Source organism: Marinobacter bohaiensis (assembly GCF_003258515.1).
Lineage (GTDB): Bacteria > Pseudomonadota > Gammaproteobacteria > Pseudomonadales > Oleiphilaceae > Marinobacter_A > Marinobacter_A bohaiensis.
The window spans coordinates 50470-76811 of the sequence record NZ_QGEH01000004.1; the positions used below are offsets into that span (position 1 = coordinate 50470).

The following is a 26342-nucleotide window of genomic DNA, read 5'->3' on the forward strand; positions in this document are numbered from 1 at the left end:
CCATGGCCGACGCGTCTCCACTGATCCGCATTGATCTGCCCGAGCTGATCCGGCTGCAGGCCGACGCCCGTGCCCTGCGTATGCCCGGCACCCGCCCGGTGGCGGTGCGCAAGGCGGGCGTGAACCGCTCGCGCCAGAAAGGCCGCGGTATGGTGTTTTCGGAGGTACGCCTGTACCAGCCCGGCGACGATATCCGCAGCATCGACTGGCGCGTCACCGCGCGCCGGCAGTCACCCCACACCAAGCTTTACGAAGAAGAACGGGAGCGTCCGCTGCTGATCATCTGCGACCTGGGCGACTCCCTCTATTTCGGCAGCGAAGGGGCCTTTAAGCGCGTGCGTGCGGCCCAGGCGGCCGGACTGGTCGCCTGGCTGGGTTTACAGGCCGGCGATCAGGTGGGCGGCATCGTCTTTTCCGATCACCAGTGTGACGTACTGCGACCGGCCCGGCGCCGACGCTCCGTGCTCAAGCTGCTCGACAGCCTGGTCAAGCGCCAGGACGACCACGCCCCGTCGTCGGACGGCTCCAGCCATCTGGGCAAACCGGGTAAACTGGACGAGGCCCTGCGCGAGGCGCGGCGTATCGCCCATACCGGCAGCCGGGTATTCCTGATCAGCGACTTCATCAACCTGAGTGCCGACACCCCGGGGCTGATTGCCCAACTGGCGCGCCACAACACGGTGACGGCACTGCGGGTGATCGACCCGCTGGAACAGGCGCTGCCGGAACGCGGTCGTTTCGCGGTAGCCGGGCCGGACGGTCCGCTCTGGTTCGACGCCGGTGACACCGCTTTCCGGCGCGCGTTCGAAGCCAAGGTGGCCGAACACGAATACCAGGTGGAGCGCTGTTTCAGCCTCGCCGGCGTCAGCGCAACGCCCATCTACACCGGACAACCACCGGCCCAGGCCCTCAAGCAGGTGCTGGGTCCGCGGGGACGAATAGGCTGACAGCAGTTCTCGATGAAACCCATGACACAGGCAACATCCAATCCCATGAATTCGGGCGATCCCCTGGCCCAGTTGCGCGATATCCACCTGCCGGAGCCCGGCGGTTTCTGGCCCCCGGCACCGGGCTGGTGGATCGTCGCCGCGCTCATCCTGGTGCTGGTGGGCGCGCTGGTGTTCTGGCTCTGGCGTCGCCATCAGCGCAACCGCTGGCTGCGCGCCGCCCGGGCCGAACTGGATCAACTGGGCGCCCGGGCCGAAGCCAGCCCCACCTGGTTCACCGAACTCAATGCCCTGCTCAAACGCTGCGCCCGCCAGCGCTATCCGGAACAGCGCCCCCACGCCCTGAGCGGCGCCCAGTGGCGTGACTTCCTGACCCACACGCAGAAGAAGCTGGACCCTCAGGCTGTGAACGCCCTGGTGGAGGCCGCCTGGTCACCGTCACCGGCGATTGATCCGCAAGCCGCGCACAGCCTGGCCGCCCGCTGGCTGGGAGGTCAGAAATGCTGACCCTGGCCTACCCCTGGCTCCTGCTGCTGGCCCTGATTCCGCTGCTGTGGTGGCGACGCCGCCAACGCCACGTCGACGATGTGGCCGCGCCGACACTGCCAGTGGGTCACTGGATCACCGGTCTGCCCGGCGTCAGTCGCAGCGGCGATGCCCGACCGCGGTGGCAGAAGATGCTGCTGTTGCTGAGTTGGGTGCTTCTGGTGATCGCGGTCGCTCGTCCACAACACGTCGCCGAGGGGGTGCAACTGCCGGTCACCGGTCGTGACCTGCTGCTGGCGGTGGACATTTCCCCCAGCATGGAAGAGGAGGATATGGTGCTGGGCCAGCGCCAGGTGAACCGACTGACGGCGGTCAAATCCGTGCTGGACGAATTCATCAAACGCCGCGAGGGCGACCGTCTCGGCCTGCTGTTGTTCGGCACCCAACCCTATATCCAGGCGCCGCTGTCGTTCGACCACGAGACCATCCGCACCCTGTTGCAGGAGGCCCGGTTGGGCATGGCCGGCCGGGCTACCGCCATTGGCGACGCCATCGGCCTGGCGGTCAAACGCCTGCGCGACCGGCCCCAGGACCAGCGCGTCCTGATACTGCTCACCGACGGCGCCAACACCGCCGGCGAGGTCAGCCCGGATAAGGCCGCCGAGATCGCCGCAGCGGCCGGTGTGCGCATCTACACCATCGGCATGGGCGCCGAAGCCATGATCCAGCGAGGCTTCCTCGGCACCCGCAAGATCAACCCCTCGCGGGACCTGGACGAAGACCTGCTCAAACGCATCGCCAGCCAGACCGGCGGCGAGTATTTCCGCGCCCGCAGTACCACGGAGCTGGAGACCATCTACGACACCATCGACCGGCTCGAGCCCATCGAGCTGGAGGGCAAGCAGTACCGGCCCACCACCGACCTGTTCCAGTGGCCCGCCGGTCTGGCCGTCATCCTGTTGCTTCTGGGCACCGCCGGAAGCCACCTGCGCCACCGCACGCCGGAGGTGAGCCATGGCTGACTTCCATTTCCTGCGGCCGCTGTGGCTGCTGCTGTTGATCCTGCTGCCGCTGATCCCCTTCCTGTTGCGCCACCGTAACCAGGGCCAGAGCGGCTGGGCGCGGATCATTCCCGATGCCCTGCTGCGTCCGCTTCTGGGCGAAGCCGTCGAACAACAGAGCCGTCAGCGTCGGCCGGGGCTAACCCTGGGCGCGCTGGTCATCGTCTGCGCTATCGCCCTGGCCGGCCCCAGCTGGCGCCAGGCGCCCACGCCACTTATGCAACAGAACGACAGTCTGGTGATCGTGCTCGACCTGTCCCTGTCGATGCTGGCGCAGGACGTGGACCCGGACCGTCTGACCCAGGCCAAACGCAAGATCCGCGACATCCTGGAACAACGCAAGGGCAGCTTTACCGCCCTGGTGGTCTACGCCGGCGACGCTCACGTGGTCACCCCCCTGACCGATGACGGCCGCACCATCGAGAGCCTGCTGGGCGTGCTCGATCCGTTCATGATGCCCGCCAGCGGCAACCGCGCCGATCTCGGTGTGGAGCGGGCGGAAACCCTTCTCGACCAGGGCGCCCCGGGCGACGGCCGCGTGTTGCTGGTGGCGGACTCGGTGCGCCCCGGCGACGTGCAGTCGATCCGCGAGAGCCTGCAGGGCACGAACTACACGCTCAGCACCCTGGTCGTGGGCACCCGCGAAGGCAGTCCGATCCCGCTGCCCAAGCGCGGCTTTATCCGCGACGGCGATCAGGTGGTGATCGCCAAGGCCAACCCGGAACGCCTGGCCAGCCTGGCCGATGCCACCGGCGGCCGGAGTTCCGCCATCACCCTGGACGATGGCGACATCCGCTCACTGGAACTGCGCACCGAAGACAGCGACGACTGGCACGACAGCCAGCGCCAGCTACTGGTCGACCGCTGGCAGGACGACGGCTACTGGCTGCTCTGGCTCGCCGCACCGCTGGCCTTGCTGGCGTGGCGGCGAGGTGCCCTGCTGCTGATCCCGCTGGTGCTGTTGCCGATGCTGCCCCAGCCGGCCCAGGCGATGGACTGGAACGATCTCTGGACCCGCCCGGACCAGCGCGGCGAAGCCCTGATCGCCGAGGATCCATCGGTGGCGGCCGGTAAGTTCAAGGACCCGCAGTGGAAAGGTTCCGCACTCTACCGCTCGGGGGATTACGGCCGTGCCGCCGAACAGTTCGAACGGGGCGACGGCGCCGATGCCCATTACAACCGGGGCAACGCCCTGGCCCGCAAGGGCGAGCTGCAAGCCGCCCTCGACGCGTACGACACGGCCCTGATGCAGGATCCGGACAACGCGGATGCCCAATACAACCGCGACCTGGTGAAGAAACTGCTCGAGCAACAGCAACGCCAGCAGGAACAGCGGAAACAGCAAAACCAACAACAGCAGCAGAACCAGGACGGCCAGGGCCAGCAATCCCAATCCGGCCAGGGCCAACAGCAACAGGATTCATCCCAGGGCAACCGCTCCCAGTCACCCGGTCAACAGCCGGACCAGGCCGGGCAGCAGGGACAGCCCCAGGGAGAGAACGGCCAGCAGCCGTCGTCCGAAAGCGGCGACGCCGCATCGTCCGATGAACAGCAGGCTCAGGACGCCCGGCAACCCTCATCGCCGGGGCAACGCTCGCCCGGTGACGGCGAACAGGCGTCCGCCAGTGCGCGGGAAGCGGAACCGGAAGACCGCTCACAGCTGAGCCAGAGCCAGGAACAATGGCTGCGCCGCATCCCGGACGACCCGTCCGGCCTGATGCGGCGCAAATTCCTCTACCAGTACCGTGAGCGCGGCAACCAGCAACAAATGGAAGGCGATACACCATGGTAAGAAGCGTCCCATCGCTCCTGCTTCTGATCCTCCTGACCGGCTTCGTGTCCGGCGCATGGGCGGCACCCGGCACCCTGGACATCCACGTGGACCGCGACACCCTGCACGAGAACCAGACACTGACCATGCGGGTCCAGGGCGAGATGCCCTTCTCCATGGACCTGGACATGCTCTTCAACATCGGCGATGCGGATCTGCCCTCGCCGGACGAAGACGCCCTCAAGCAGAACTTCGAGATTCTCAGCCGGCACCAGAAATACAGCCTGCGCTCGGTCAACGGCGACGCCACGGCGGTGATCACCTGGATCTATGAACTGGCTCCGAAGACAACCGGACAGCTCACGATTCCGTCCCTCACCTTTCGCGACGCCCACTCCAGTCCGGTGACGATCACCGTCAAACCCGGCGATGCCCCCTCCGCCGACGGTGATGCCCCGCCCGCCTTCGTGGAAGTGGAAACCGACAAGGACAGCGTCTACGTGCAGGAGCAACTGGTACTGACCGTGCGCCTGTTCTATCGCGGTAACCTGATCCGTGGCGACCTGAGCCAGCCCGACCACGGCGACGCCATCATCGAAACCATGGGTGAGCAGCAGGAATACGCCCGCATCCGCAACAACGTGCGCTACCGCGTCGTGGAGCGGCGCTACGTGATCTATCCGCAGACACCCGGCAACCTGACGATCGACGGCATCACCTTCAACGGCCAGGCCCGGGACGACCGCGGCCAGCTCAACTTCCTGCGCGACCGGGCGAATCCGGTAGACATCCCCGTCAAGGACATTCCTGCCCAGTTCACCGGCGACACCTGGCTGCCCGCCACCAGCCTCGAACTGGAAGACCAGTGGAGCGATCCCAGCCAGCAGCTGGAAGCCGGCAAGAGTGTGACCCGTACCATCCGCATGAAAGCCCTGGGGCTTTTGGGGTCGGCGCTGCCACCGATGGACGTGAACTACCCGGACAGCCTGCGCAGCTATCCGGACAAGGCGGAAATGACCTCAGACGTCAACGATCGCACCGTCACCTCGTCGCGTACCGAGAATACGGCGCTGGTGGCCATCAAACCCGGCGAGATCACCCTGCCGGAGATCCGCGTGCCCTGGTGGGACACGGTGAACGACCGCCAGCGGGTGGCGGTGATTCCCGCCCGCACGCTGAGCATCGCCAACGCGTCCGGCCAGGTGCCGAGCCAACCGCCGGCGCCGGAAACCGCGGCGCAGACCTCAGCACCGGCCAGCGCGCCCGCCGACGAGGCCAGCGACAACGCCCCCTCGCAACCGGTAACCGCTAGCGTTGACCGTACGTGGTTCTGGCTGGCCCTGGCGCTGGGCACCGGCTGGGTGCTGACCCTGTTGTTCTGGTGGCTGAATCGGCGCCGGGACACAGGCACCGTGCCCGTCGACAGCCAGCCGGATGCGGCCGAGGCGGTGCTGTTCGCCGACCTGCAAAGCGCCGCCGGTGCAGGCAGCGCGCAAACCCTGAGCCTGCTGCCGCGCTGGGCTCGCCGGCGCTTCGCCAACCAGCATCTGCGCAGTGCCGCGGATGTGGTTCGTTTCAGTCAGGACGAGGTATTGGGGGAAGAGCTGGAGAAATTGCAGGAACGCCTTTACAGCGATCACCAGAGCACCGGGGAATGGCACTCGAAAGCGCTGCTGCAACGCCTGGAAGTCCTGCGGGAAAGTCACGCCGCCCGACCGGAGAAGGACGCCCTGGCACCGCTCTACCCTGCTGGTCTGAAAGCGTCCCGGGCCGGCAGCTAGCGCCCATTAACATAAGTTCGTGGCGCCAGAAGTAACGTGCGAAACACTGGCCCCACGCGCTTCGGGCATGCCATTCCGGCCGATTACGGAATCCGCTGGTCGATGACCACCGGCACCGTCTGCCCGTCGTAGCTGTCCAGCACGATCGCCTGTTCGCTGGCGCCTTGCCAGTCACCGCTTTGGGGAACCGCCTCGCCGGACGGCGACAGACGGGCGGAAACGGTCACTTCGGCGGCCGAAGACAGTGTATTGCCCGGCATCATCGCCATGCTGTCGTCGAGGGTCAGGGTCACCGGCAACCGGGCGGCGGATAAACGCGCCACCGCCAGCGGCACCTTGGGACCGTCCGCGTTCTGGGCGAACACGAACAGCGCCGTATCCGGCGCCACCTGATCACGCAGGGACTCGGCCAGCGACACCTGAACTTTCAATTGCACGGGCATCACCCCGGCCGGCACCGGCTCACCCAGCCGTCGGTAGGCTTCCGCCACACCCTGGCGGATCGACGGCAGCTGCGGGTGATCCGGAGCCACGTCCATGATGCGCTCCCAATACTCGATCGCCTGGCGATAGTTCTGGGCCTCGAACGCATTGATGCCCAGCAGACCCAGGGCGTTGACTTCATCCGGGTTACGCTCGCGGGCCTTGTCGATGGCAGCCGTCACCGATTCATTCATCGCCCCCTGGCTTTGGAAATAACGCGCCTGGGCCACCAGGCCCCAGGCGGTGGCCGCCTGCCGGGTGGCGCTCTCCACCTGCCCGGCCAGCTGCTGATAGGCCCAGGCGGCGTCGTCATACTGCTCCAGATTCATATAGGTCCGCCCGAGCATGGCCCAGCCTTCCAGGTTGTCCGGCTGTTCCAGCAGGCGGGCCCGCAACTGCTCGGCCAGGGCGGCCATTTCCTGGCTGCCAGCCTGGTCCACCTGCTCCATGGCGCGCATGGTCCGGTACTGCTCCAGCTGTTCGATACCGCCCCAGTCGTCGTACAGCCACAGGGACACCGCCGGCACCGCTATCACGGCCACCAGCGTCACCGCCAGCGCCGACTTGCGGCCGTCCAGGCGGCCCACTCGCTGACTACCGGAACGGCCCACATCGTCCACGACACTGCCGGACAGTTCGTCCTTCATCTGGCGATAGGTCTCATCGTCCAGCACGCCGGCGTCCCTTTCGGCTTCAAGCTCCGCCAGGCGGGAGCGGTAGGCCATCAGGTTCTGGTGGCGGATATCGTTGACGTCATCACGATCCGGTCGGTGAAAAAACAGAGGGTAGAGCACGAACACCAGGGCCAGCCCGATCAGGGTCGCCAGGGTCAGCCAGAAAGGCATTGTCATAGGGTTGGAACCATGTCGTAAAGAGTATCCATCAGGCCGGAATCGCTAACGCGGCTGACGCGGCGAGTCGGTGTCACTGTCTTCGTCCAGCCAGGCGTCCAGACGCGCCCGCTCCTGCTCGCTGATCGGCGAGTCGCGTCCAGGGCCTGCCGAACGTGACCGGCGCACCACGAGGAACACCGCCAGCAGACCGATCAGCACCACAATCAGCGGTGTCAGCCAGAGCAGCACCGTGCGCGGTTCGAATTCGGGCCGATAGCGGACAAATTCGCCGAAGCGGCCGGTCATGGCCTCCATGATGGCCTCGTTGCTCTCGCCGGCCTGCACCAACCGGTGCACCTCGGCGCGCATGTCCGAAGCGATCGGCGCGTTGGAATCGGCGATGCTCTGGTTCTGGCACTTGGGGCAACGCAGTTCGCGGGTCAGGGTTTCGAAACGCTGGCGATCCTGGGCGGAATCCAGCGGGTAGGTGTCATCGGCGGCCTGGACGGCGGCCGAGAAGCCCACCAGGCAGCCGATAAGACTCAGTAGCAACAGCGCGCGCACTCAACCCTCCTTCCGATACTGGTCGACCAACGGCTTCAACTCTTCGCGCCAGACCTTGTCGTCCACCACGCCCACATGGCGGTAACGCACGATACCGTCGCCGTCGATGACGTAGGTTTCCGGCGCGCCATAGACGCCCAGGTCGAAGCCGAACTTGCCCTGGGGATCGAACAGGATCCGCTCGTAAGGGTTGCCGAGTTTCTGCAGCCAGTCGATGGCCGCGTCCCGGTTGTCCTTGTAGTTCAGACCGAGGATGGTCACGCCCTCCTCCCGGGCCAGCCGGACCAGCTCCGGATGCTCCACCCGGCAGGACGGACACCAGGTGCCCCACACATTGAGCAGGACCACCCCCTCACGGAACACGTCACCCTGGTAGTGGGTGTCCGGATCCTGCAGGGATGCCAGGTCAAACGCCGGCACCGGCTTGCCGATCAGAGCGGACGCCAGGGTGCTGTTGTCCTTGCCAATGCCGGAGAACAGCACCACCCCGAGGGCCACCGCCAGGAGTAACGGGATGAACAGCAACAGACGCTTCACGATGCACTCTCCGCGGGATTCTCGGTAACGGGCTTGTGGGCGTCCGGCGTCGGCGCTTTCGATGGCCGCTTGACCGGAATCCGGTAACGCCGGTCGGCTATGGCCAGGGCACCGCCGAGGGCCATGAAAATCGCCCCCAGCCAGACCCAGCGCACCAGCGGCTTGTACTGGACGCGCACGGCCCAGGCCCGCTCGCCCACCGGCTCGCCCAGGGCCACGAACAAGTCACGGAACAGGCCGGCGTCGATGCCGGCCTCGGTCATGACGTTGCGCTGGACCTTGTACATCCGCTTCTCCGGGTACAGCGTCGCGACCGGGTCACCGTCGCGGGTAATCTCGAAGCGCCCGCGCTCGGCGCTGTAGTTGGGACCTTCGTGATGGGACAGGCTGTCGAAGCGGTACACCAGGCTCCCCATGGTCAGGGTGTCGCCGGGCTCCATGCGCACGTCCCGCTCGACGCCGTAGTTGGTCACCACCGTCGCGCCGGCCAGGATAATGGCCATGCCCAGATGCCCGAGCACCATGCCGTAGTAGCTGCGGGTCAGTCGCCTCAGGCCGTGCAGACGCCCCTTGCGGGATGCCGCGCGGCTCCACAGGTCGCGCAGGGTCGCCACCGCCACCCAGGCGGCGGCAAAGCAGCCGGCGAAAGCCCAGGGCTCCAGGCCACCCAACCAGAGCGGCACGATCACCGCCAGCAGCAGACTCACCGCCGCCGGCCACAGCAACTGACGCCCCAGCCACCCGCCGTCGGTTTTCTTCCAGCGGGAGAAGATTCCCGCGCCCAGCAACAGGGCCACGGCGATGGCCACCGGACTGAAGGTCAGGTCGAAGAAGGGTTTGCCCACCGACAGGGTCCCGGCGCCCAGGTAGTCCAGCACCAGCGGATACAGGGTACCGACCAGCACCAGCAGCATCGCCGCCATCAGCAGAACGTTGTTGAGCAGCAGGAAGATCTCCCGCGACAGGGAGCCGTAGCGCACCCGGCTGTGCACCACGGGCGCGCGGAACGCGTAGAGGGTCAGCGAACCGATGACGGTCACCGCCAGCAGACCGATCAGGAACTGGCCGCGCGCCGGGTCCGACGCAAAGGCGTGGACCGACGTGAGCACACCGGAGCGAACCAGGAAAGCCCCCAGCAGACTCAGCGCAAACGTAATAATGGCCAGCAACACGGTCCAGCTCTTGAACACGCCGCGTTTTTCCGTCACTGCCAGCGAGTGCATCAGCGCGGTGCCCGCCAGCCACGGCAGCAAAGAGGCGTTTTCCACCGGATCCCAGAACCACCAGCCGCCCCAGCCCAGTTCGTAATAGGCCCACCAACTGCCCAGGGCGATGCCGATGGACAGGAAGCACCAGGCGACGGTGGTCCAGGGTCTTGACCAGCGCGCCCAGGCGGCGTCCATCCGGCCATTGATCAGCGCGGCGATGGAGAAGGCGAAAGCCACCGAGAAGCCCACGTAGCCCATGTACAGCATGGGCGGGTGCACCACCAGGCCAAAATCCTGCAGCAGCGGATTGAGATCGGCGCCGTCCGCCGGCACGTTCGGCAACAGGCGCTCGAACGGATTCGACGTCAGCAGGATAAACAGCAGGAAGGCGACGCTGACGATGCCCATGATCGACAGCACCTGGGCCACCAGATCGCTGGGCAGGCGACGGCTGAAGGCCGCGACCGCGACCGTCCAGCCAGCAAGGATCAGGATCCACAGCAGCAACGAGCCCTCGTGGCTGCCCCACACGGCACTGAACTTGAAGTACCAGGGCAGCAGGCTGTTGCTGTTGTTGGCCACGTAGGCCACGGAGAAATCGTCGGTGACAAAGGCGTAGGTCAGTGCCGCAAAGGCGATGGCCACGAAGACGAACTGACCGCTGGCCAACGGACGCGCAAACGCCTGCAGGGACGCGCGCCCGGTGAGCGAACCCACAATCGGCACCACGGCCAGCAACAGCGAGAGCATCAACGCCAGAATCAGGGCGAAATGTCCAAACTCGGGAACCATCAACCTCTCCAATCGCGATCAGTTAACGCCATCGGCGGTGTCCGGGGACTCCACCGTGACCCGTTCACCCCCCTTCTCTTTCATGGAGCGGGCGACTTCCGGGGGCATGTAATTCTCGTCGTGCTTGGCCAGCACCTCGTCGGCGACAAACACGCCATCGTTGCGCATGCGGCCGGTAGCCACCACGCCCTGCTCCTCGCCGAACAGATCCGGCAGGATGCCGGTGTACTCCATGGGCACGGAGGACTGGAAATCCGTGACCCGGAAACGGACCCGCAGACTGTCCAGGTCCCGCTGCACACTGCCCTTCTCCACCATACCGCCGGCCCGGATACTGACATCGACCGGCGCCTCGCCGGCGGCAATCTGGCTGGGGTCGTAGAACAGGTTGATGTTCTGGCGGAACGCGTAGGTGGTCAGCCCCACCGCCACGCCCAGGCCAACCAGCAGGAACACCACAATGGTCAGGCGTCGTTTACGGACAGGATGCATCAGGCAGTACTCTTCTCGGATCCACGATTTACACCGTTCTCTCTATCGGCAGGGCTCAGATCTTTGCCAGGCCCCTGACGCCGGGCCAGACGCTGTTGCCAGCGCTGGCGCTGAATGACCCGCCGCCGCTGGCCCACCGAGGCCGACACCAGCACCACCAGAGCCAGCAGGAACACGCCATAGCACGTCCACACGTAAGGGCCGTGCCCGCCCATGCTCCAGAATGCCTGCCAGGAATCAAACGCCATCGTCTCCTACCTCACACGTCGCTCTGCACCAGAGCCTGTACCCAGCGCGATCGGCGCTCGCGGAACAGAATCTCGGTTTTCATCCGGTAGCAGGCCAGCCAGCCAAACAGCAGGTACAGGCCCAGGATGGACAACACCAGCGGCACCCACATTTCCGGCGGCATGCTGGGTTTCTCGGTCAGCTTCAGGGTGGCCGGCTGGTGCAGCGTGTTCCACCATTCCACCGAATACTTGATGATGGGAATGTTCACCACCCCCACCAACACCAGCACCGCGACCGCCCGCGCAGACGATTTCTCATCGGCGATGGCGTTGCCCAGGGCGATCACACCGAAATACAGGAACAGCAGGATCAGCATGGACGTCAGGCGGGCGTCCCAGATCCACCAGGTGCCCCAGGTGGGCTTGCCCCAGACAGCGCCGGTAAACAGCGCCAGGAAGGTGATAACGGCCCCCACCGGCGCCACCGCCCTGACGAACACGTCCGCCAGTTTCATACGCCACACCAGCGTGACCAGCGCGGCCACCGCCATCATGACGTAGGCGGCCTGGGCCAGGAAGGCGGTCGGCACGTGAATAAAAATGATGCGGTAGCTGTTGCCCTGCAGGTAATCCGCCGGTGCAAACCCCAGCCCCCACACGATACCGGTGGCCATCAACGCCAGCCCGCTCACCAGGAACCACGGCATCAGGCGCCCGGCGATGCCGTAAAACCATTTGGGCGACCCGAGCTTATGAAACCACTGCCACATCGATGACGCCTCCGCTCAACCGTTAGAAACACTGATTCGCAGCGCCGCCGCCGTGGCGAAAGGCGCGCAGGTCAGAGCCAGCACCAGCATCGCGCCCAGCAAGGCCAGGTGCGGGGTCACCGGCATCCCGTCGCGTGCCGCCATCACGGCACCGGTTCCGAAGATCAGCACGGGAATGTAAAGGGGGATGATCAACAGCGACAGGAGTATTCCGGCCGATCGCAGGCCCAGGGTCAGTGCCGCGCCGATGGCCCCGACGAAACTGAGCACGGGTGTGCCGACCAGCAGGGTTAGACAAAGCACGCCGATCGAGTTCCCGTCCAGTTGCAGCATCAGGCCCAGCAGCGGCGCCATCAGGAGCAACGGCAGCCCGGTGACCAGCCAGTGAGCGAACACCTTGGCCAGCACCAGCAGGTAGAGGGGCTGAGGCTGCAGCAGCATCTGTTCCAGCACGCCCTCCTCGAAGTCATGCCGGAACAGGTGATCCAGCGACAGCAGCGTCGCCAGCAACGCCGCCACCCAGAGGATGCCGCCGCCGGCCTCCTGCAGGAAGCTGCGCTCGGGACTCACGCCCAGGGGAAACAGCGACACCACCATCAGGAAGAAAAGCAGCGGGTTGAACAGGTCCTGCCGCTGGCGCAGGCTGGCCAGCAGGTCGCGGCGGATCAACGCCAGACAGGCCGGCAGCACGGGAACGCCGGCCTGGGACGGCGCCAGCCTGGGCAGTCGCTGCATGGCTGTCACGACAGCACCTCTTCGCCGGCATAGTCCCGCAGGTCCAGGGTGCGCATGTCGGCCAGGTCCGGCTCGTGATGGGTGGTCAATACGATAGCGCCACCGGCGGCGGCGCGCCTGGCAAGCAGTTTTTCAAGGGCAGCGACGCCGTCACGATCGATCGCGGTAAAGGCCTCGTCCAGAATCCACAGGGGAGCGTTGGACAGGTACAGTCGCGCCAGCGCCACCCGACGCTGCTGCCCGGCGGAAAGATGGTGACAGGGCACGTGACTGAAAGCGAACAGACCCACCGCGTCCAGTGCCTGCTCACGTTGCTCGGCGCCGATGTCCGGTTCGGCGGCGGTCTGGGCTCGCAGGTTCTCCAGCGGTGTGAGCAGCGGTTTGATGCCGGGGCGGTGTCCGATGTAGAGCAGGTTGCGCAGGAAGTGCTCGCGAACCCGGTGCCGCGGCTCGCCGCACCAGTGGATCTCGCCGTCGAAACCGGCGTGCAACCCCGCCAGGATTCGCAACAGGGTGGTTTTGCCGGCGCCGTTGGGCCCGGCAATGCGCACCATCTGGCCCGGTGCGATCGCCAGGTCGAGGCCGCTGAACAGGAGGCGTTCATCGCGCTCGCAGGCGAGGCCGGTTGCTGTCAGGAAAGGTAAAGCCATCAGGAGCCCAGGTCGGCGTGAGGAATCGATGCCAGCCCGCGTGCGGTGTCCTCATGCGTCAACGGATGCACGTTCGAACACCGCCCTGGCGGAAAAGGCCGACCGTCCGCGCGACCACCGTTCTTTTTTCGTGCTTTGAAGTCGATCAGCCGCCGCCGGTCGCCTCGCACTGTTCAATGTATGGGTGCTTCAAAATCAATCAGAAACAGCCAATAAGTACACACAAGGTACTGAAATGGCGTAATCTGGACAGCATAGAGTGATGCCGTTCGGGAGGCAATGCTTCCAAGGACGAAATTGAATGCGACCTACGGGCCAACCATGAAGATCCCCGTTCCCGGCCAGACGCCCCCACAAGCCGACAACAGCGGTCGCTCGCAACCGGCCGGCCAGACCACTGGCACGACACCGGGCGCATCGACCGGGGCCACGCCGAATCCCGCCCAGAGCGCCCGGCAACTCCTGGACCAGCTAGAGCTGCGCCAGCACCAACAGGTCATGGCCCGGGTTTCGCGAGTGCTCGAGAAAACCGCTACGGCCCCCGAGCAGCTGTTGCTCGACGTGCGCGGCAAATCCCTGGTGGTCAACAGCGACACCCGAATGCAGCCCGGCGACTGGGTCCGGATCATGCGGGCCGGCAATGAGCTGCGCCTGATGGCGCAGATGTCGTCGGAAGGCACGCCCCAGTCACGGGTCGCCCAACAGCTGGCCCAACACCTGCCGTGGCAGCACCGGCTCGATCAGGGACTGGCGCAGTTGGCCCGTCTGGCGCAGCCGGCGGCCGGCACGCCATCGACACAGGGCCAGGGCATCCCCGAACCCGTTCGCGAGGCGGTCCGCACCCTGGCCGCCCAGCTTCCCCAGGCCGGCCGACTGGCCGGCGCGGCGCAAGGCGACAACCCGGGGCGGGCCATCCAGGAGTGGATCAGCAGCAGCGGCCTGTTCGCCGAGCGCCAGCTTGCCCAGTCGCCGGCCAGTGTGCCGGCGGATCTCAAACTGGCACTCAACCGCATCGTGAGCGCGCTGCTCGGCCAGCAGGGAGACAACCCGCAGGCCCTCAACCGCTATACCCCGCTCACCAGCCCGGATCTGGTGCAGGCGCCGCTGCAGTTTCCCCAGGCCCAACAGGCGCCGCTGACACCTCCGCCGGCCCAGGACAACCTGTCCACCGGCCAGATGCTGCGACTGCTGGCGGGCATGCTCAACCGGATCACGGTCAACCAGCTGCATAGCCAGACGCTGACCACACGGACGACGGTGGACGCGCCGGTGGCCACGCCCACCTGGCTGCTGGAGCTGCCCTGGCTCGATACCAACAATCAGCCACGCACCGCGCAGCTCCGGCTGGAACGCCATGGTGACGAGGAGGACGGCAGCGACCGGCCGCGACGCCGCGTGGCCCAGTGGCGATTGACCCTGGCCATGGACCTGGACGAAGCCGGACAGGTGACATTTGAGCTGGGGTTACAGAATCAGCAGGTGTCGGCCCTGATCTGGGCGGAGAAAGCCGCTACGCTGAAGCAGGCCAACGAAGACCTGCCCTGGTTCCGCCAACGGCTGGGAGACCTGGGGCTGGACGTGGTGGAAATGGAGTGCCGCCGGGGTCAGCCGCGCGGCGCACGCACGCAACTGGATCATCGACTGGTGGACGTAAAGGCATGACGCAGGAACGGGGCGCAGGCATCAACCGGGACGCCGCCGTCGCCCTCAAATACGACGGCGAGCGGGCCCCGACCGTGGCCGCCACCGGCACCGACGAGCTGGCCCGGGAAATCATCCGCATTGCCCGGGAGAACGGCGTACCACTGTACGAGAACGCGGAACTGGCGGGCATCCTCGCGCGCCTGGATCTGGATGAGGAAATCCCCGAGACGCTCTACCGGGTGATCGCCGAAATCCTGTCGTTCGCCTTCCACCTGCGCGGCAAGACGCCGGACGACGCCAGGCCGGCCGACTGATAGACCCGCGCCGGTCAGGCGACCTGGCGGCGCCGCAGCGCGGAGACCAGCTCCGCTTCCGGACGGGAAATGCCGCAGGTGTTCATCAGGTCGTCGATGTCGGCCCCGAGGTCCACCAGGCGAGACGCTTCATCGTAGGAAATGCGCAGCGGATCGTTCTGGCGCATCTCATCGACCGCCATACGCAGCTCGTGCAGGTTGCGCTCGCAGGCAATCACCCGCTGCCCCACCCCCATGCTGCCGCTGCTGGTGGCGTGCAGTTCGCGCCCCATGGTCTCCAGCCGATCCCGGAAACGGTTCTCCAGATGCTGGATGCGACGCCGGTTAAAAATGGCCTGGACACAGAGCAGCACGAACGTGCCGGCGGTGAGTGCCCAGGGTGCGATAGCTTGCCAGTCTGCCATTACCTTGCTCCCAGCTGACAGCCCGCGCCCTGTTCAGGCCGGTATCCCCTCAGGAGGGGATCAGAGCGCAGCGATCTCCGCCCACTCGTGCTCTGCCAGCATCTTGTCGAACTCAACCAGGATGATGAGCTCGCCGTTCTTGTTACACACCCCCTGGATGAACTTGGCGCTTTCCTCGTTCCCCACGTTGGGTGCGGTCTCGATCTCGCTGGACTTCAGATAGACGACTTCGGCCACCGAATCCACCAGGATGCCCATCACCTGCTGCGAGGATTCCATCACCACGATGCGCGTGGCGTCGGTCACCTCGGCATCCATCAGGCCAAAACGGCGGCGGGTGTCGATCACCGTAACCACGTTGCCGCGCAGGTTGATGATGCCCAGCACGTAGTCCGGCGCACCCGGTACCGGCGCGATTTCGGTGTAACGCAGCACTTCCTGGATCTGCATTACATCGATGCCGTAAGTCTCGTCGTCGAGCCTGAAGGTCACGTACTGCAGGACCTGATCTTCGGAGCCCTGAATCTGCTGTCCGCTTGGGGATGCCATAATGTCCTCTCTTCGATCCGATGGCGCCCCCATTCAGGGGCACCGCACTAACGCTGTCAAAATTCCAGCACGGTGGCCCCTTACTATAGAACAGGGCACAAACCGTGCCAGCCGGCACCATCTGCCTTTTTTCAATCTTTTGCAGGCTGGGTTAACTCAGGTCCAGCCGTTGCTGCTGTTCCGCCCGGGACAGCAATTGGGTCATCGCCTGCACGTCCAGCAGTGCGCACATGTGATCCACTACCGTGCCGGCCAACCAGGGGCGACGGCTGCGCTCGGAGCGCCAGCGCACGTCGTCCGGCCTGAGGGTGAACGACTGGGCCACCTCATCGCAGGCCAGGCCCCATTCGCTCTGGTCCAGGCGTATCACAAACTTGTAGCCGTCGCGGGCACCTTCTGGCACGCGACCGCTCATGACCCACTCCGCCGTATCCACCACCCGCAGGTTGTGGTCGCCGGATGGCAGCATCCCCATGAACCAGCGTGGACGCCCCGGAATCTGGTGCAGGTCAGACTCGATTCGGTGGATGGCACCGAGCAGCACCAGCGGCACCGCCAGTTGCAGCCCGGCCACCTTGAAGATCAGGCATTCAAAAGCGCTGTCCGCCCAGTCCGGGCGACCCGCCGGTGCCGGTTCGGGCTGCACTTCCGGCTGCGCCTGCTCAGCCTCGAGCCGAGCCTGCTCCCGGGCCTCGTAGGCAACCTGCTCGGCGACACGTTCCGCTTCCGCCTGCTTGAGTTGCTCCGCCTCGGCCCGACGCGCCCTGATACGCTCGACCTGGGCGCGGACACGAGCCCGACGGGCTTCCCGTTCAGCCTGCTTTTCGGCTGTTTTGTCCGCGCTTTCCTCGGCCACCTGAACCGCCGTCGATTCCACCGGAGGCGGGGTCACCTCACGCACCGCGGTGTCCACCCGGGTCAGGGTGTCGACGGCCGTCTCAACCTGGGTTTCAACCGAGGTTTCAGCCGGGGCTTCAACGTCCTCGGCGGTGCTGGTGGCGACATGCAGCAGATCGTCCAGATAATGGGACAGAGCCGCGGTGGGGTCCGCATAGGCTTCTTCCTGTCTCTTTTTCAACATGCACCCACTCCGGCGTCAACAAACTGACGGCGTGTCAAAAAACCCATTCAGGACTCCTGGCCGGCACTCAGCAGGTCGTCCAGCAAACGGCGATACGCCCGCACCCCATGGGTGTCCGTCGAGTAGGCCGACGGCACCTGGCCGGACTCACTGGCGTCCCGGAACTTAGTGTCGACCGGGATGGCAAAGCGCCAGATCTCCTCCGGGTATTGCTTGCGCAGCGCGTTGAGGCTATGCACCGATGCCTGGGTCCGACGATCGAACAGCGTTGGCACAATGGTATAAGGCAACGGCGAATTGCGCGAACGCATGATCATCATCAGCGTGTTGATCATCCGCTCCAGGCCCTTCATGGCCAGGAATTCAGTCTGCACCGGAACGATCAGGCGTTGGGACGCCGCCAGGGCGTTGACCATGAGCACGCCCAGCGACGGCGTGTTGTCGAGCAGCACGTAATCGAAATCGTCCCAGAGCTGCGCCAGGGCGCGGGAGATGATCAGCCCCATGCCCTCTACGCCCACCATCTTGCGCTCAAGCGTCGCCAATGCCGAGCTGGCCGGCATCAACGACAGCCCGGGGCAGCCGGTTTCCTGCAGCAACTGGGCCGGCAGCCCCTCGGGCACCTTGCCCTGGTGCTGGAAAAGATCGAAGGCGCTGTGAGCCAGACGGTCCGGATCGTAGCCGAACCAACTGGTCAGGGATCCGTGGGGATCAAGGTCGGCCACCAGAACGCGTTTGCCGGATTGCGCCAGCAAACCACCCAATGTCACGACGGTCGTGGTCTTGCCCACGCCCCCTTTCTGGTTGGCGACTGCCCAGATTCGCACGCGGTAACTCTCCCCTTGTTGTGCCATACCACGTTTTGCCATATACGACGCTCACGCCGTACTACGGCAGTGGTGCCATACCCCGGCCGGCGGGTTCCGATTAGAGCGCACTCGCCCGAGCCATGACATTTATTTTTGTATCGACAGGTGACTGGAAAACTTGAGCCGGAATTGCAGAGACTGGCAAGGATTTGCCTGCCCCGGCGCGGCTCATGAAGACAATTCAGGAAACGTGCCAGAAGTCCGTGAAAGGCGAGGATCCAGGTGCCGGCGAGCCGATCCGCTAGCGCACAGCGCCACGGATGCTGGCATCCCGCGAGATCAGCAGCACCACCCGCCGGTTGCGGCTGCGTCCCTCACGGGTGTCGTTGCGTGCGACAGGCTGAAACTGACCGTAACCAATGGCGGCCATGCGCCGGGGATCCACCTGGTTTGCCGCCAGCAGGCGGACAACCGCTGCCGCCCGGGCGGCGGAAAGCTCCCAGTTCGAGGGGTAGGCGTCGGTACTGATCGGACGGTTGTCGGTAAATCCCTCAACCCGGATGGCATTGTCATGCCCGTGCAGGATGCCGGCGATGGATTCCACGACCGGGAAGGCGTCGTAATGGGGTTCGGCGGCGCCGGAGCTGAACAGCAGGCTGTTCTGCAGGCTCAGCTCGATCCACTCGTCGCTGGTCTCGACGGTGATCAGCCCCTGGTTGATGAGCGTCTGGAACTGATCCTGCAACTGGTTGGCGATGCTTTTCAGTTCGCGGCTGCGCCCCTCTTCCTCGTCGGCGTCGTTGGCCGGGGCCGTGGCCACGGGCGGCGCAATCACCTGGTCCTGGGCCGGCGGTTCGGGACGGGAAATACGGTCGCCGACGGTGATCGGCTCCACCGAGCGCTGCGGGGCGTTGAAAACGCCGGTCAGGGTTTCCGAGAGGACCTTGTACTTGCCTTCGTTGACCGACGAAACCGAATACATCACCACGAAGAAGCCGAACAGCAGCGTGATGAAATCCGCGTAGGAGATCAGCCAGCGTTCGCGGTTGTGTTGGTCGTCCTCTGTCGCTCGCCGACGCCGCATCGCTCCGTCCGTTCTATTGCCTGTCGGGCCTGCTGGCCGTCTATTGAATGAAGCCCTTGAGGCGCAGCTCGATGGATCGTGGGTTCTCGCCTTCGGCAATCGCAATGATGCCGTCAATCATCATGTCTTCGTAGCGCGAACGCTGGCGCGCGATACCACGAAGCTTGTTGGCCACCGGGAAGAACAGCAGGTTGGCCAGGGCCACACCGTAGATCGTCGCGACGAACGCCGTCGCGATACCGGCGCCCAGGGTGCTGGGATCCTCAAGGTTGGTCATCACCTGGATCAGACCCATCACGGCGCCGATGATCCCGATGGTCGGTGCATAGCCGCCCATGGCCTCGAACACCCGCGCCGCCTCCATGTCACTCTGTTCCCGGGCGTCCAGTTCCACTTCCATGATGCTGCGGATGGTTTCGGTTTCAGCACCGTCGACCAGCAGTTGCAGCCCCTTGCGGGCAAAGCGTTCCGGTTCTTTCTCCGCCATGTTCTCAAGGCCCAGCAGGCCCTGCTTGCGGGCGCGCACGCTCCAGTTGATGACCTTGTCGATGCCGTCTTCCAGGCCGATATAGGGCGGGATAAACACCCAGCGAACCTGCACCATCGCGCGTTTGATAACCGGCCAGGAGGTCTGCAGGACGGTGGCCGCCAGGGTGCCGCCGATGACGATCAGCCCGGCCGGTGCGTTGAACAGCGAGCCTAGGGCGCCGCCTTCAAGGAGATTTCCGCCGAGGATGGCTGCAAAGGCCAGGACAATGCCCAGCAGACTCAGCAGATCCATCAGCGAACCCCTTCGACCAGGCGAGCTCCCACATCTTCCAGCGCCAGGACCTCGTCACTCAGGCCGGCCTTGGCCACTGCCATGGGCATGCCATAGATCACCGACGATTTTTCATCCTGGGACCAGATCACACTGCCGGACTGCTTCATCATGCGGCAGCCCTCGCGACCGTCCGCACCCATGCCGGTAAGGATGATGCCCAGGGTCTTGCCCGGAAAGCTGCGCGCCAGCGAGCCGAAGGTCACGTCGACACAGGGCTTGTAGGTCAGGCGCGCATCGCTCTCGAGGATACGTACCCGCCCATGCGGCCCCTTGTTCTCGATCATCATCTGCTTGCCACCCGGCGCCAGCAGCGCGAGCCCCGGGCGCAGCATGTCGCCGTCCTCCGCCTGGCGCACCTCGATCTGACACAGCTTGTTGAGGCGATCGGCGAAAGCGGGCGTGAAACTGGCGGGCATGTGCTGGATCAGGACGATCGGCGACGGGAACCGGGCCGGCAGGCCGGTCAGCACCCGCTGCAGCGCAATCGGGCCGCCCGTGGAGGTGCCGATGCCCACCACGCTGAAACTGCGTGGCGAGGCCTTGCGCGACGGGCGCGGAGCTTCCGTTTCCGACTCGGTATCGCGGCGCGGCGCCGAGGGTCGGGCCTGGGGCCGAACCGGCGTGGAGCGGGATTCGGGCACCGACGGCGCCACCGGCGCCGGCCGGGAGCCGGGGCGACTGCGGGCCACGTCGAGGATGCGTTCGCGCAGGATGCGCTGCAGCTCGCTGTTGTCCCGCGCGATCTCCTCGAAATTCTTGGGCAGGAAGTCGACCGCGCCGGCCTCCAGCGCGTCCAGGGTGACCCGGGCGCCCTCGTAGGTCAGGGACGAGAACATCAGCACCGGCACCGGCCGGCGCTTCATGATTTCGCGGACCGCGGTGATGCCGTCCATGATCGGCATCTCGTAGTCCATGGTGATGACGTCAGGACGCAGCTTCTCCGCCTGTTCCACGGCCTCGCGACCGTTGGTGGCGGTGCCCACCACGCGAATGTTGCCGGAGGCGTTGAGGATCTCGGTCAGCCGTTTCCGGAAGAATCCGGAATCGTCGACCACCAGGACGGATACCGACATGCGCGCCTCCCTGTTATCCGTAATGCTGCAGCAAGCTGGGCACATCGATAATCAGGGCGATCCGACCGTCCCCGGTGATGGTGGCTCCGGCCATGCCGGGTGTGCCGTGCAGCATGCGACCGAGCGGCTTGATCACCACCTCTTCCTGGCCGATCAACTGGTCGACCACAAAGCCCACCTGCCGGGTGCCCATGGCCACGATCACCACGTGTGCGTTCTCCGGCTCGGGTTCGCCGGCAGCGCCGTGAACCAGCCAGTTCTTGATCTTATAGAGCGGGAACACCTTGTCCCGCACCACGATGCATTCTCGGCCATCGACGATGTTTTTCTTGGTCAGATCCAGATGGAAAATCTCCACCACGTTGACCAGTGGCAAGGCGAACGACTGATCTCCCAGCATGATCATCAGCGTGGGCATGATGGCCAGGGTCAGCGGCACCTTGATAATGATCCGCGACCCCTTACCCAGCTCCGACTCGATACCGATGGTGCCGTTGAGCTGGCTGATCTTGGTCTTGACCACGTCCATCCCGACGCCGCGGCCGGACACGTCGGAAATCTGGTCCTTGGTGGAAAAGCCCGGTGCGAAGATCAGGTTGTAGCATTCGCTGTTGGTCAGACGGTCGGCGGCTTCCTGTTCGTAGATGCCCTTCTCCACCGCTTTCTGGCGCAGCTTGTCGGGATCCATGCCGGCGCCGTCGTCCTCGATCACCAGCAGGATGTGGTCGCCTTCCTGCTCGGCGGACAGGGTCACCTTGCCCTTGCGCGGTTTGCCGGCATTCTCACGCACATCCGGCGCTTCAATGCCGTGGTCGACGGAGTTGCGCACCAGGTGCACCAACGGGTCCGCCAGCGCCTCGACCAGGTTTTTGTCCAGGTCGGTGTCCTCGCCGTGCATTACGAGGTCGATTTCCTTCTTGAGGCTCCGGGCCAGGTCGCGCACCACCCGCGGGAAGCGACCGAAGACTTTCTTGATCGGCTGCATGCGGGTGGCCATCACCGCCGACTGCAGATCCGCCGTGACCACATCCAGGTTGGACACGGCCTTGTGCATTTCGGTGTTCTCGCTCTGGTCGCCCAGGCGTTGCAGGCGGTTCCGCACCAGCACCAGCTCGCCCACCATGTTCATGATGTCGTCCAGGCGTTTGGTATCAACCCGCACCGAGGCCTCGGCCGTCGGCTGGGCGTCGCGCTGGGGTACCGCCGGCGAGGCCGGTGCTTTCTTGTCGTCAGCCGCTGGCTTGTTGTCGCCTGCACCCTGAGTGCTGGCAGCGGCGGGCTTCTGCGCCGGGCCGGTGGCCGGGCCCTTGCCCTTGCCGTGGAGCTCGTCCAGCAGGCTCTCAAACTCGTCGTCGGTGATCTTGTCGTCACCGCCGGCAGCGGCCTCCGGCGCCTTGCCGGCCGGCGTGTCGGGGCTGGCACCGGCGGCGCCCTTGAACTGGCCCTTACCGTGCAGCTCGTCGAGCAGATTTTCGAATTCGTCGTCGGAGATTTCGTCGTCGGCGGCCGCGGCGCTTTCGTTGCTCTTGGCGGCATCCGCCGGCGTGCCGCCGTGCTTGCCCTTGCCGTGCAGCTCGTCCAGCAGATTCTCGAATTCGTCGTCGGAGATCTCGTCGTCCTGGTCGGCGTCGCCGGACTCGCTCTTCTCACCCTCCAGGGCGTCGAGCAACTGTTCGAACTCGTCGTCGGTGATGTCGCCCTGGTCGGCGCCACCGGCGGGATCGCTTTCAGTCGGGGCTGGCTGACGGTCCTCCGCCGGCGGTTCGGCGGCTTTGGGCGCCGCACCTTCCGGCTCGGCCAGCGCGTCGAGGGCTGCGATCAACGCAGGGTCGGCCGGCGTTGGCTCTTCCCGGTTGCGCACCTGGTCGAACATGGCGTTGACGTTATCCAGCGCTTCGAGCACCACGTCCATCAGGTCGGACGTCACCTGGCGCTTGTGGTTGCGCAGGGTGTCGAAGACATTCTCGGCGGAATGGCAGCAGTTGACGAGCGCCTCCAACTGGAGGAAGCCGGCGCCGCCCTTGACGGTATGGAAACCGCGGAAAATGGCATTCAGCAGGTCGCTGTTATCCGGCTGCTGCTCCAGGTCGACCAACTGCTCCGACAGTTTTTCGAGAATTTCTCCAGCCTCGATCAGGAAATCCTGGAGAATCTCTTCGTCAGCATCTAACGCCATGCAATGTCCTCACTTAAAAACCAAGGCTGGACAGGAGGTCATCGACATCATCCTGGCCGGATACGACATCCTCACGCTCATCGGCGTGCATCTGCGGACCTTCCCCTTTCTCGATCGCCCGGGCCGGTTCTTCGCCCAGTTCATGGACGGTGCCGGTAATCTGGTCAACATGGCTGGCCATGACCACCAGGCTCAGGAGGTGCTCTTCCACTTCCTTGACCAGGGCGGTGACCTTCTGGATGACCTGCCCGGTCAGATCCTGGAAGTCCTGCGCCAGAAGTATTTCCGACAGGTGTGAGTACAGGATTTCCGTGTCATTCGCGGTCTGGTCGAAGAAGCGATCGATGCGGTGGTACAGCTCGCGGAACTCACCGGCACCGATTTCGCGACGACGCAGTTTTTTCCAGTCGTCGCGCAGTGCCAGGGCTTCCTCGCGCATGGCGCTGGCCTTGGGCATGGCCTCCTCGACCAGATCCATGGTGCGGTTGGCGGCGCTGCCGGTCATTTCCACAACGTAGGCCAGCCGGTCCGAGGCATCGGTCATCTTGGACAGCGCTTCGCGCTGTTCGGCGTTCTGCGGATCGATCTGGAAATTGCGAATCGCTTCGTGGAGGCTGCGCGTCAAACGGCCAACCTCGTGGTACAGGCTCTGGTCCCGCACGTCGTTGAGCTCGTTGATCAGACGCATCGCCGCCGCGTAATCCCCGGCATCCACCTGCGCCTTGAGGTCAGTCGCCTGCTGCTTCAGCTTTTCGGTGACTTCAGGGTCGAGCTTCCCCGCATTGTCGTCTTTTGGATTGCCCATGATTGGCGCTCTGATATTCAGGACTGGATGCGTTCGAAGATCTTCTCAATCTTTTCCTTGAGGACCGCTGCCGTGAACGGTTTCACCACGTAGCCATTGACGCCGGCCTGGGCGGCGGCCACGATCTGGTCGCGCTTGGCTTCGGCCGTGACCATCAGGATGGGCAGGTCCTTGAGCGTGTCGTCGGCACGACAGGCCTGCAACAGCTCGAAGCCGGACATGCCCGGCATGTTCCAGTCGGTGACGAGGAAGTCGTACTTGCCGCTCTTGAGCATGGGCAGCGCTGTGTTGCCGTCGTCGGCCTCGTCGGTATTGGTGAAACCGAGGTCGCGCAGCAGGTTCTTGATGATGCGCCGCATCGTGGAGAAATCATCCACGATCAGAATTTTCATGTTCTTGTCCAATGGGACCTCCAATCGTTACAACCCGGGATACCAATCGTGCCGGCCCGCCTCCTTCTGACCGGCCACACCGTGCCGGCGGGATCAAAAGGCACCGCCTATTCTGTCCAGTCCACGGACGCTGTAAAGCACCCGTTACCAAAAACTACAGTTTGTACCGTTCTCTAGTGTCGAATCAGCCCGGTTGCCAGTCGCTCAGGCGCGCTTTCAGACGCAGTGCCGCCTGACTGTGGATCTGGCTGACGCGACTCTCGCTGACGCCGATGACCGCGCCGATTTCCTTGAGGTTAAGCTCTTCCTGGTAATACAGACTCAGGACCAGCTTTTCGCGCTCCGGCAGCCCGTCAATGGCCTGAGCCAGACTGTGCCGAAAACCGGCTTCGGACAACTCCGCATAGGGGGCGTCAGATACCGCATCTTCATTGTCTATCGGCACCTCGCCGGATTCATTTAGCTCATCGAGGCTAAAAAGTCGTCCGCCGCTCGAGTCGGCGAGGCAGGCGTGGTATTCGTTGAGCGTCATTTCCAGCTCGGCGGCGACGTCCGCATCCCTGGCTTCCTCGCCGGTACGGGCCTCGACGGCCTTGATGGCCTGCGCGATGCGACGGGTGTTGCGATGGACGGAGCGCGGCACCCAGTCACCCCGGCGGATCTCGTCAACGATCGCGCCACGGATACGGATACCGGCGTAGGTTTCGAAGGAAGCGCCTTTATTGGCTTCGTATTTTTGCGCGGCCTCCAGCAGGCCGATCATGCCGGCCTGCATCAGGTCTTCCAACTGCACAGAGGCGGGCAGCCGCGCCATCATGTGCAGCGCGATCTTCTTCACCAGCGGCGCGTGATCCTCGACCAGTTGCCGGGCCGCACTCCGCTCACTGCTTTGTTGGTAGATTCCAAGGCCTTTTGCCAACGTCATCAATCCGGATTACCCAAACAGCCCGTTTGACCGCCATACCACCTGCCCTGTCGGCCGGCGTACTGCATCAGGCGTCAACCAGACGCTCTACGAAAAATTCCAGGTGCCCCCGCGGCGACGACGGCAATGGCCAGTTGTCGACTTTCTGGGCCAGGGCATTGATGGCCAGCGACGCCTTGGCGCGGGGATAGGCTTCGAGCACTGCACGCTGACGTTGTACCGCTTTCTTGACCGCCTCGTCGAACGGGACGATGCCCTCATATTGTAGTGCAACATCCAGGAATCTCTCGGTCACCCGGGTCAACTTGCCGAACAGGTGCTTGCCTTCCTGGTCGTTGCGTACCTGGTTGGCCAGGATGCGGAAACGGTTAGTGCCGTAATCACGGTTCATCAGCTTGATCAGGGCGTAGGCGTCAGTGATGGAGGTGGGCTCGTCGCAGACCACCAGCAGCAGCTCCTGGGACGCTCGCAGGAAGCTGACCACGGATTCGGAGATGCCGGCGGCGGTGTCCACGATGAGCACGTCGATCTGGTCGCCCAGTTCGCTGAACGCGTTGATCAGTCCGGCGTGTTCCATCGGCGTCAGTTGAGTCATGCGCTGGGTGCCGGAGGACGCCGGAACGATCTTGATGCCGCCCGGCCCGTCCACCAGGACGTCGCGCAGGTCGCACTGACCGTTCAGCACGTCGGACAGGTTGTGCTGGGCGGTGATGCCCAGCAGCACGTCGATGTTGGCCAGTCCCAGATCAGCGTCCAGGACCACCACACGACGCCCCATCTGAGCCAGGGCAATGGCCAGATTGACCGAAACGTTGCTCTTGCCAACGCCACCTTTGCCGCCGGATACGGCGATCACCTGAACCGGGTTTGGTCTACTCATGCCGGGTACAGTCTCTCACGACAGGTTGTGATTCTCTCGGCCG

At 64.8% G+C, this 26342-nt stretch carries 28 protein-coding genes; 7 read left to right on the top strand and 21 right to left on the bottom strand.

Annotated elements, in window-relative coordinates:
* The first annotated feature begins 2 nt into the window (after nucleotides 1-2).
* From DKK67_RS16855 to DKK67_RS16875, 5 genes are read left to right on the top strand one after another with little or no spacing between them, the layout of a single operon-like run.
* Nucleotides 3-947 carry a DUF58 domain-containing protein gene (locus tag DKK67_RS16855; RefSeq protein ID WP_111497683.1) on the top strand — a complete coding sequence of 315 codons (945 nt, stop codon included), beginning with the start codon at nucleotides 3-5 and terminating at the stop codon, nucleotides 945-947.
* A gap of 21 nt (nucleotides 948-968) precedes the next feature.
* Nucleotides 969-1454 carry a DUF4381 domain-containing protein gene (locus tag DKK67_RS16860; protein ID WP_228160684.1) on the top strand — a complete coding sequence of 162 codons (486 nt, stop codon included), beginning with the start codon at nucleotides 969-971 and terminating at the stop codon, nucleotides 1452-1454.
* Complete coding sequence (locus DKK67_RS16865) at nucleotides 1448-2455, top strand: VWA domain-containing protein (RefSeq protein WP_111497685.1); 1008 nt, start codon at nucleotides 1448-1450, stop codon at nucleotides 2453-2455. Before DKK67_RS16860 ends, DKK67_RS16865 begins: the two co-directional genes overlap by 7 nt.
* A complete protein-coding gene (locus tag DKK67_RS16870; RefSeq protein ID WP_111497686.1) occupies nucleotides 2448-4286 on the top strand; it encodes a vWA domain-containing protein in 1839 nt (612 codons plus the stop codon). The genes DKK67_RS16865 and DKK67_RS16870 overlap by 8 nt, the downstream gene beginning before the upstream one ends.
* Nucleotides 4280-6046: a BatD family protein gene (locus tag DKK67_RS16875; RefSeq protein WP_111497687.1), complete on the top strand. Its 1767-nt coding sequence runs from the start codon at nucleotides 4280-4282 to the stop codon at nucleotides 6044-6046. Before DKK67_RS16870 ends, DKK67_RS16875 begins: the two co-directional genes overlap by 7 nt.
* Before the next feature lie 83 nt (nucleotides 6047-6129).
* On the opposite strand, the gene ccmI is transcribed toward DKK67_RS16875, so the two are convergent.
* The 9 genes from ccmI to ccmA are packed head-to-tail and all read right to left on the bottom strand — an operon-like array spanning nucleotide 6130 to nucleotide 13340.
* Entirely contained in the window at nucleotides 6130-7380 is a 1251-nt protein-coding gene (gene ccmI, locus DKK67_RS16880) for a c-type cytochrome biogenesis protein CcmI (protein WP_111497688.1), read from the bottom strand.
* Between the two features lie 45 nt (nucleotides 7381-7425).
* Nucleotides 7426-7926, bottom strand: a complete 501-nt coding sequence (locus DKK67_RS16885; RefSeq protein WP_111497689.1) for a cytochrome c-type biogenesis protein — start codon at nucleotides 7924-7926, stop codon at nucleotides 7426-7428.
* On the bottom strand, nucleotides 7927-8463 hold the full coding sequence (locus DKK67_RS16890) for a DsbE family thiol:disulfide interchange protein (protein WP_111497690.1): 537 nt from the start codon (nucleotides 8461-8463) through the stop codon (nucleotides 7927-7929).
* Nucleotides 8460-10463, bottom strand: a complete 2004-nt coding sequence (locus tag DKK67_RS16895; protein ID WP_111497691.1) for a heme lyase CcmF/NrfE family subunit — start codon at nucleotides 10461-10463, stop codon at nucleotides 8460-8462. Before DKK67_RS16895 ends, DKK67_RS16890 begins: the two co-directional genes overlap by 4 nt.
* A gap of 18 nt (nucleotides 10464-10481) precedes the next feature.
* Nucleotides 10482-10955 (bottom strand): cytochrome c maturation protein CcmE, encoded by a 474-nt coding sequence (ccmE, locus tag DKK67_RS16900; RefSeq protein WP_111497692.1) that lies wholly within the window; start codon nucleotides 10953-10955, stop codon nucleotides 10482-10484.
* On the bottom strand, nucleotides 10955-11203 hold the full coding sequence (gene ccmD, locus DKK67_RS16905) for a heme exporter protein CcmD (RefSeq protein ID WP_111497693.1): 249 nt from the start codon (nucleotides 11201-11203) through the stop codon (nucleotides 10955-10957). The genes ccmE and ccmD overlap by 1 nt, the downstream gene beginning before the upstream one ends.
* 11 nt (nucleotides 11204-11214) lie before the next feature.
* Nucleotides 11215-11955, bottom strand: a complete 741-nt coding sequence (ccmC, locus tag DKK67_RS16910) for a heme ABC transporter permease CcmC (RefSeq protein ID WP_111497694.1) — start codon at nucleotides 11953-11955, stop codon at nucleotides 11215-11217.
* Nucleotides 11956-11970: 15 nt separating this feature from the next.
* Nucleotides 11971-12690, bottom strand: coding sequence for a heme exporter protein CcmB (ccmB, locus tag DKK67_RS16915; protein WP_111497695.1), 720 nt, complete (start codon nucleotides 12688-12690; stop codon nucleotides 11971-11973).
* Between the two features lie 5 nt (nucleotides 12691-12695).
* Nucleotides 12696-13340, bottom strand: a complete 645-nt coding sequence (ccmA, locus tag DKK67_RS16920) for a cytochrome c biogenesis heme-transporting ATPase CcmA (RefSeq protein ID WP_111497696.1) — start codon at nucleotides 13338-13340, stop codon at nucleotides 12696-12698.
* A gap of 321 nt (nucleotides 13341-13661) precedes the next feature.
* Here ccmA and DKK67_RS16925 point away from each other — a divergent pair, with 321 nt between their 5' ends.
* Both DKK67_RS16925 and DKK67_RS16930 read left to right on the top strand, forming a co-directional pair.
* Nucleotides 13662-15002, top strand: coding sequence for a flagellar hook-length control protein FliK (locus DKK67_RS16925; RefSeq protein WP_111497697.1), 1341 nt, complete (start codon nucleotides 13662-13664; stop codon nucleotides 15000-15002).
* Nucleotides 14999-15298, top strand: coding sequence for an EscU/YscU/HrcU family type III secretion system export apparatus switch protein (locus DKK67_RS16930; protein WP_111497698.1), 300 nt, complete (start codon nucleotides 14999-15001; stop codon nucleotides 15296-15298). The genes DKK67_RS16925 and DKK67_RS16930 overlap by 4 nt, the downstream gene beginning before the upstream one ends.
* 14 nt (nucleotides 15299-15312) lie before the next feature.
* Here the strand turns inward: DKK67_RS16930 and DKK67_RS16935 are convergent, their stop codons facing one another.
* The 12 genes from DKK67_RS16935 to DKK67_RS16990 form a co-directional block, all read right to left on the bottom strand.
* Nucleotides 15313-15702: a DUF2802 domain-containing protein gene (locus DKK67_RS16935; protein WP_111497699.1), complete on the bottom strand. Its 390-nt coding sequence runs from the start codon at nucleotides 15700-15702 to the stop codon at nucleotides 15313-15315.
* 60 nt (nucleotides 15703-15762) lie between these two features.
* Nucleotides 15763-16251, bottom strand: coding sequence for a chemotaxis protein CheW (locus DKK67_RS16940; RefSeq protein WP_111497700.1), 489 nt, complete (start codon nucleotides 16249-16251; stop codon nucleotides 15763-15765).
* 151 nt (nucleotides 16252-16402) lie between these two features.
* The gene (locus DKK67_RS16945; protein WP_111497701.1) at nucleotides 16403-17332 is read right to left on the bottom strand and encodes a chemotaxis protein CheW; all 930 of its coding nucleotides are present in this window, start codon (nucleotides 17330-17332) and stop codon (nucleotides 16403-16405) included.
* Between the two features lie 47 nt (nucleotides 17333-17379).
* Nucleotides 17380-18159 carry a ParA family protein gene (locus DKK67_RS16950; RefSeq protein WP_111497702.1) on the bottom strand — a complete coding sequence of 260 codons (780 nt, stop codon included), beginning with the start codon at nucleotides 18157-18159 and terminating at the stop codon, nucleotides 17380-17382.
* Between the two features lie 283 nt (nucleotides 18160-18442).
* Nucleotides 18443-19225: a flagellar motor protein MotD gene (motD, locus tag DKK67_RS16955; RefSeq protein ID WP_111497703.1), complete on the bottom strand. Its 783-nt coding sequence runs from the start codon at nucleotides 19223-19225 to the stop codon at nucleotides 18443-18445.
* Nucleotides 19226-19265: 40 nt separating this feature from the next.
* Nucleotides 19266-20006 carry a flagellar motor protein gene (locus DKK67_RS16960; RefSeq protein ID WP_111497704.1) on the bottom strand — a complete coding sequence of 247 codons (741 nt, stop codon included), beginning with the start codon at nucleotides 20004-20006 and terminating at the stop codon, nucleotides 19266-19268.
* Nucleotides 20006-21121, bottom strand: coding sequence for a protein-glutamate methylesterase/protein-glutamine glutaminase (locus DKK67_RS16965; RefSeq protein WP_111497705.1), 1116 nt, complete (start codon nucleotides 21119-21121; stop codon nucleotides 20006-20008). The genes DKK67_RS16960 and DKK67_RS16965 overlap by 1 nt, the downstream gene beginning before the upstream one ends.
* A 13-nt stretch (nucleotides 21122-21134) precedes the next feature.
* On the bottom strand, nucleotides 21135-23297 hold the full coding sequence (locus DKK67_RS16970; protein WP_111497706.1) for a chemotaxis protein CheA: 2163 nt from the start codon (nucleotides 23295-23297) through the stop codon (nucleotides 21135-21137).
* Nucleotides 23298-23310: 13 nt separating this feature from the next.
* Nucleotides 23311-24102, bottom strand: coding sequence for a protein phosphatase CheZ (locus DKK67_RS16975; protein ID WP_111497707.1), 792 nt, complete (start codon nucleotides 24100-24102; stop codon nucleotides 23311-23313).
* A 17-nt stretch (nucleotides 24103-24119) separates the two neighbouring features.
* Complete coding sequence (cheY, locus tag DKK67_RS16980) at nucleotides 24120-24506, bottom strand: chemotaxis response regulator CheY (RefSeq protein WP_111497708.1); 387 nt, start codon at nucleotides 24504-24506, stop codon at nucleotides 24120-24122.
* A 172-nt stretch (nucleotides 24507-24678) separates the two neighbouring features.
* Nucleotides 24679-25419 carry an RNA polymerase sigma factor FliA gene (locus DKK67_RS16985; protein WP_111497709.1) on the bottom strand — a complete coding sequence of 247 codons (741 nt, stop codon included), beginning with the start codon at nucleotides 25417-25419 and terminating at the stop codon, nucleotides 24679-24681.
* Nucleotides 25420-25486: 67 nt separating this feature from the next.
* Nucleotides 25487-26299, bottom strand: coding sequence for a MinD/ParA family protein (locus tag DKK67_RS16990; protein ID WP_111497710.1), 813 nt, complete (start codon nucleotides 26297-26299; stop codon nucleotides 25487-25489).
* Nucleotides 26300-26342: the final 43 nt, after the last annotated feature.

What these genes read in the sequence shown, in the direction of transcription:
- DKK67_RS16940 (WP_111497700.1), bottom strand. Translation starts at nt 16,251, where the DNA reads ATGGCATCCCCAAGCGGACAGCAGATTCAGGGCTCCGAAGATCAGGTC.
- DKK67_RS16970 (WP_111497706.1), bottom strand. Translation starts at nt 23,297, where the DNA reads ATGGCGTTAGATGCTGACGAAGAGATTCTCCAGGATTTCCTGATCGAG.
- DKK67_RS16865 (WP_111497685.1), top strand. Translation starts at nt 1,448, where the DNA reads ATGCTGACCCTGGCCTACCCCTGGCTCCTGCTGCTGGCCCTGATTCCG.
- ccmI (WP_111497688.1), bottom strand. Translation starts at nt 7,380, where the DNA reads ATGACAATGCCTTTCTGGCTGACCCTGGCGACCCTGATCGGGCTGGCC.
- DKK67_RS16985 (WP_111497709.1), bottom strand. Translation starts at nt 25,419, where the DNA reads ATGACGTTGGCAAAAGGCCTTGGAATCTACCAACAAAGCAGTGAGCGG.
- DKK67_RS16895 (WP_111497691.1), bottom strand. Translation starts at nt 10,463, where the DNA reads ATGGTTCCCGAGTTTGGACATTTCGCCCTGATTCTGGCGTTGATGCTC.
- DKK67_RS16925 (WP_111497697.1), top strand. Translation starts at nt 13,662, where the DNA reads ATGAAGATCCCCGTTCCCGGCCAGACGCCCCCACAAGCCGACAACAGC.
- ccmB (WP_111497695.1), bottom strand. Translation starts at nt 12,690, where the DNA reads ATGCAGCGACTGCCCAGGCTGGCGCCGTCCCAGGCCGGCGTTCCCGTG.
- DKK67_RS16945 (WP_111497701.1), bottom strand. Translation starts at nt 17,332, where the DNA reads ATGTTGAAAAAGAGACAGGAAGAAGCCTATGCGGACCCCACCGCGGCT.
- DKK67_RS16975 (WP_111497707.1), bottom strand. Translation starts at nt 24,102, where the DNA reads ATGGGCAATCCAAAAGACGACAATGCGGGGAAGCTCGACCCTGAAGTC.
- ccmC (WP_111497694.1), bottom strand. Translation starts at nt 11,955, where the DNA reads ATGTGGCAGTGGTTTCATAAGCTCGGGTCGCCCAAATGGTTTTACGGC.
- DKK67_RS16875 (WP_111497687.1), top strand. Translation starts at nt 4,280, where the DNA reads ATGGTAAGAAGCGTCCCATCGCTCCTGCTTCTGATCCTCCTGACCGGC.
- DKK67_RS16860 (WP_228160684.1), top strand. Translation starts at nt 969, where the DNA reads ATGACACAGGCAACATCCAATCCCATGAATTCGGGCGATCCCCTGGCC.
- DKK67_RS16855 (WP_111497683.1), top strand. Translation starts at nt 3, where the DNA reads ATGGCCGACGCGTCTCCACTGATCCGCATTGATCTGCCCGAGCTGATC.
- DKK67_RS16935 (WP_111497699.1), bottom strand. Translation starts at nt 15,702, where the DNA reads ATGGCAGACTGGCAAGCTATCGCACCCTGGGCACTCACCGCCGGCACG.
- ccmE (WP_111497692.1), bottom strand. Translation starts at nt 10,955, where the DNA reads ATGCATCCTGTCCGTAAACGACGCCTGACCATTGTGGTGTTCCTGCTG.
- ccmA (WP_111497696.1), bottom strand. Translation starts at nt 13,340, where the DNA reads ATGGCTTTACCTTTCCTGACAGCAACCGGCCTCGCCTGCGAGCGCGAT.
- DKK67_RS16870 (WP_111497686.1), top strand. Translation starts at nt 2,448, where the DNA reads ATGGCTGACTTCCATTTCCTGCGGCCGCTGTGGCTGCTGCTGTTGATC.
- DKK67_RS16930 (WP_111497698.1), top strand. Translation starts at nt 14,999, where the DNA reads ATGACGCAGGAACGGGGCGCAGGCATCAACCGGGACGCCGCCGTCGCC.
- motD (WP_111497703.1), bottom strand. Translation starts at nt 19,225, where the DNA reads ATGCGGCGTCGGCGAGCGACAGAGGACGACCAACACAACCGCGAACGC.
- ccmD (WP_111497693.1), bottom strand. Translation starts at nt 11,203, where the DNA reads ATGGCGTTTGATTCCTGGCAGGCATTCTGGAGCATGGGCGGGCACGGC.
- DKK67_RS16960 (WP_111497704.1), bottom strand. Translation starts at nt 20,006, where the DNA reads ATGGATCTGCTGAGTCTGCTGGGCATTGTCCTGGCCTTTGCAGCCATC.
- DKK67_RS16965 (WP_111497705.1), bottom strand. Translation starts at nt 21,121, where the DNA reads ATGTCGGTATCCGTCCTGGTGGTCGACGATTCCGGATTCTTCCGGAAA.
- DKK67_RS16990 (WP_111497710.1), bottom strand. Translation starts at nt 26,299, where the DNA reads ATGAGTAGACCAAACCCGGTTCAGGTGATCGCCGTATCCGGCGGCAAA.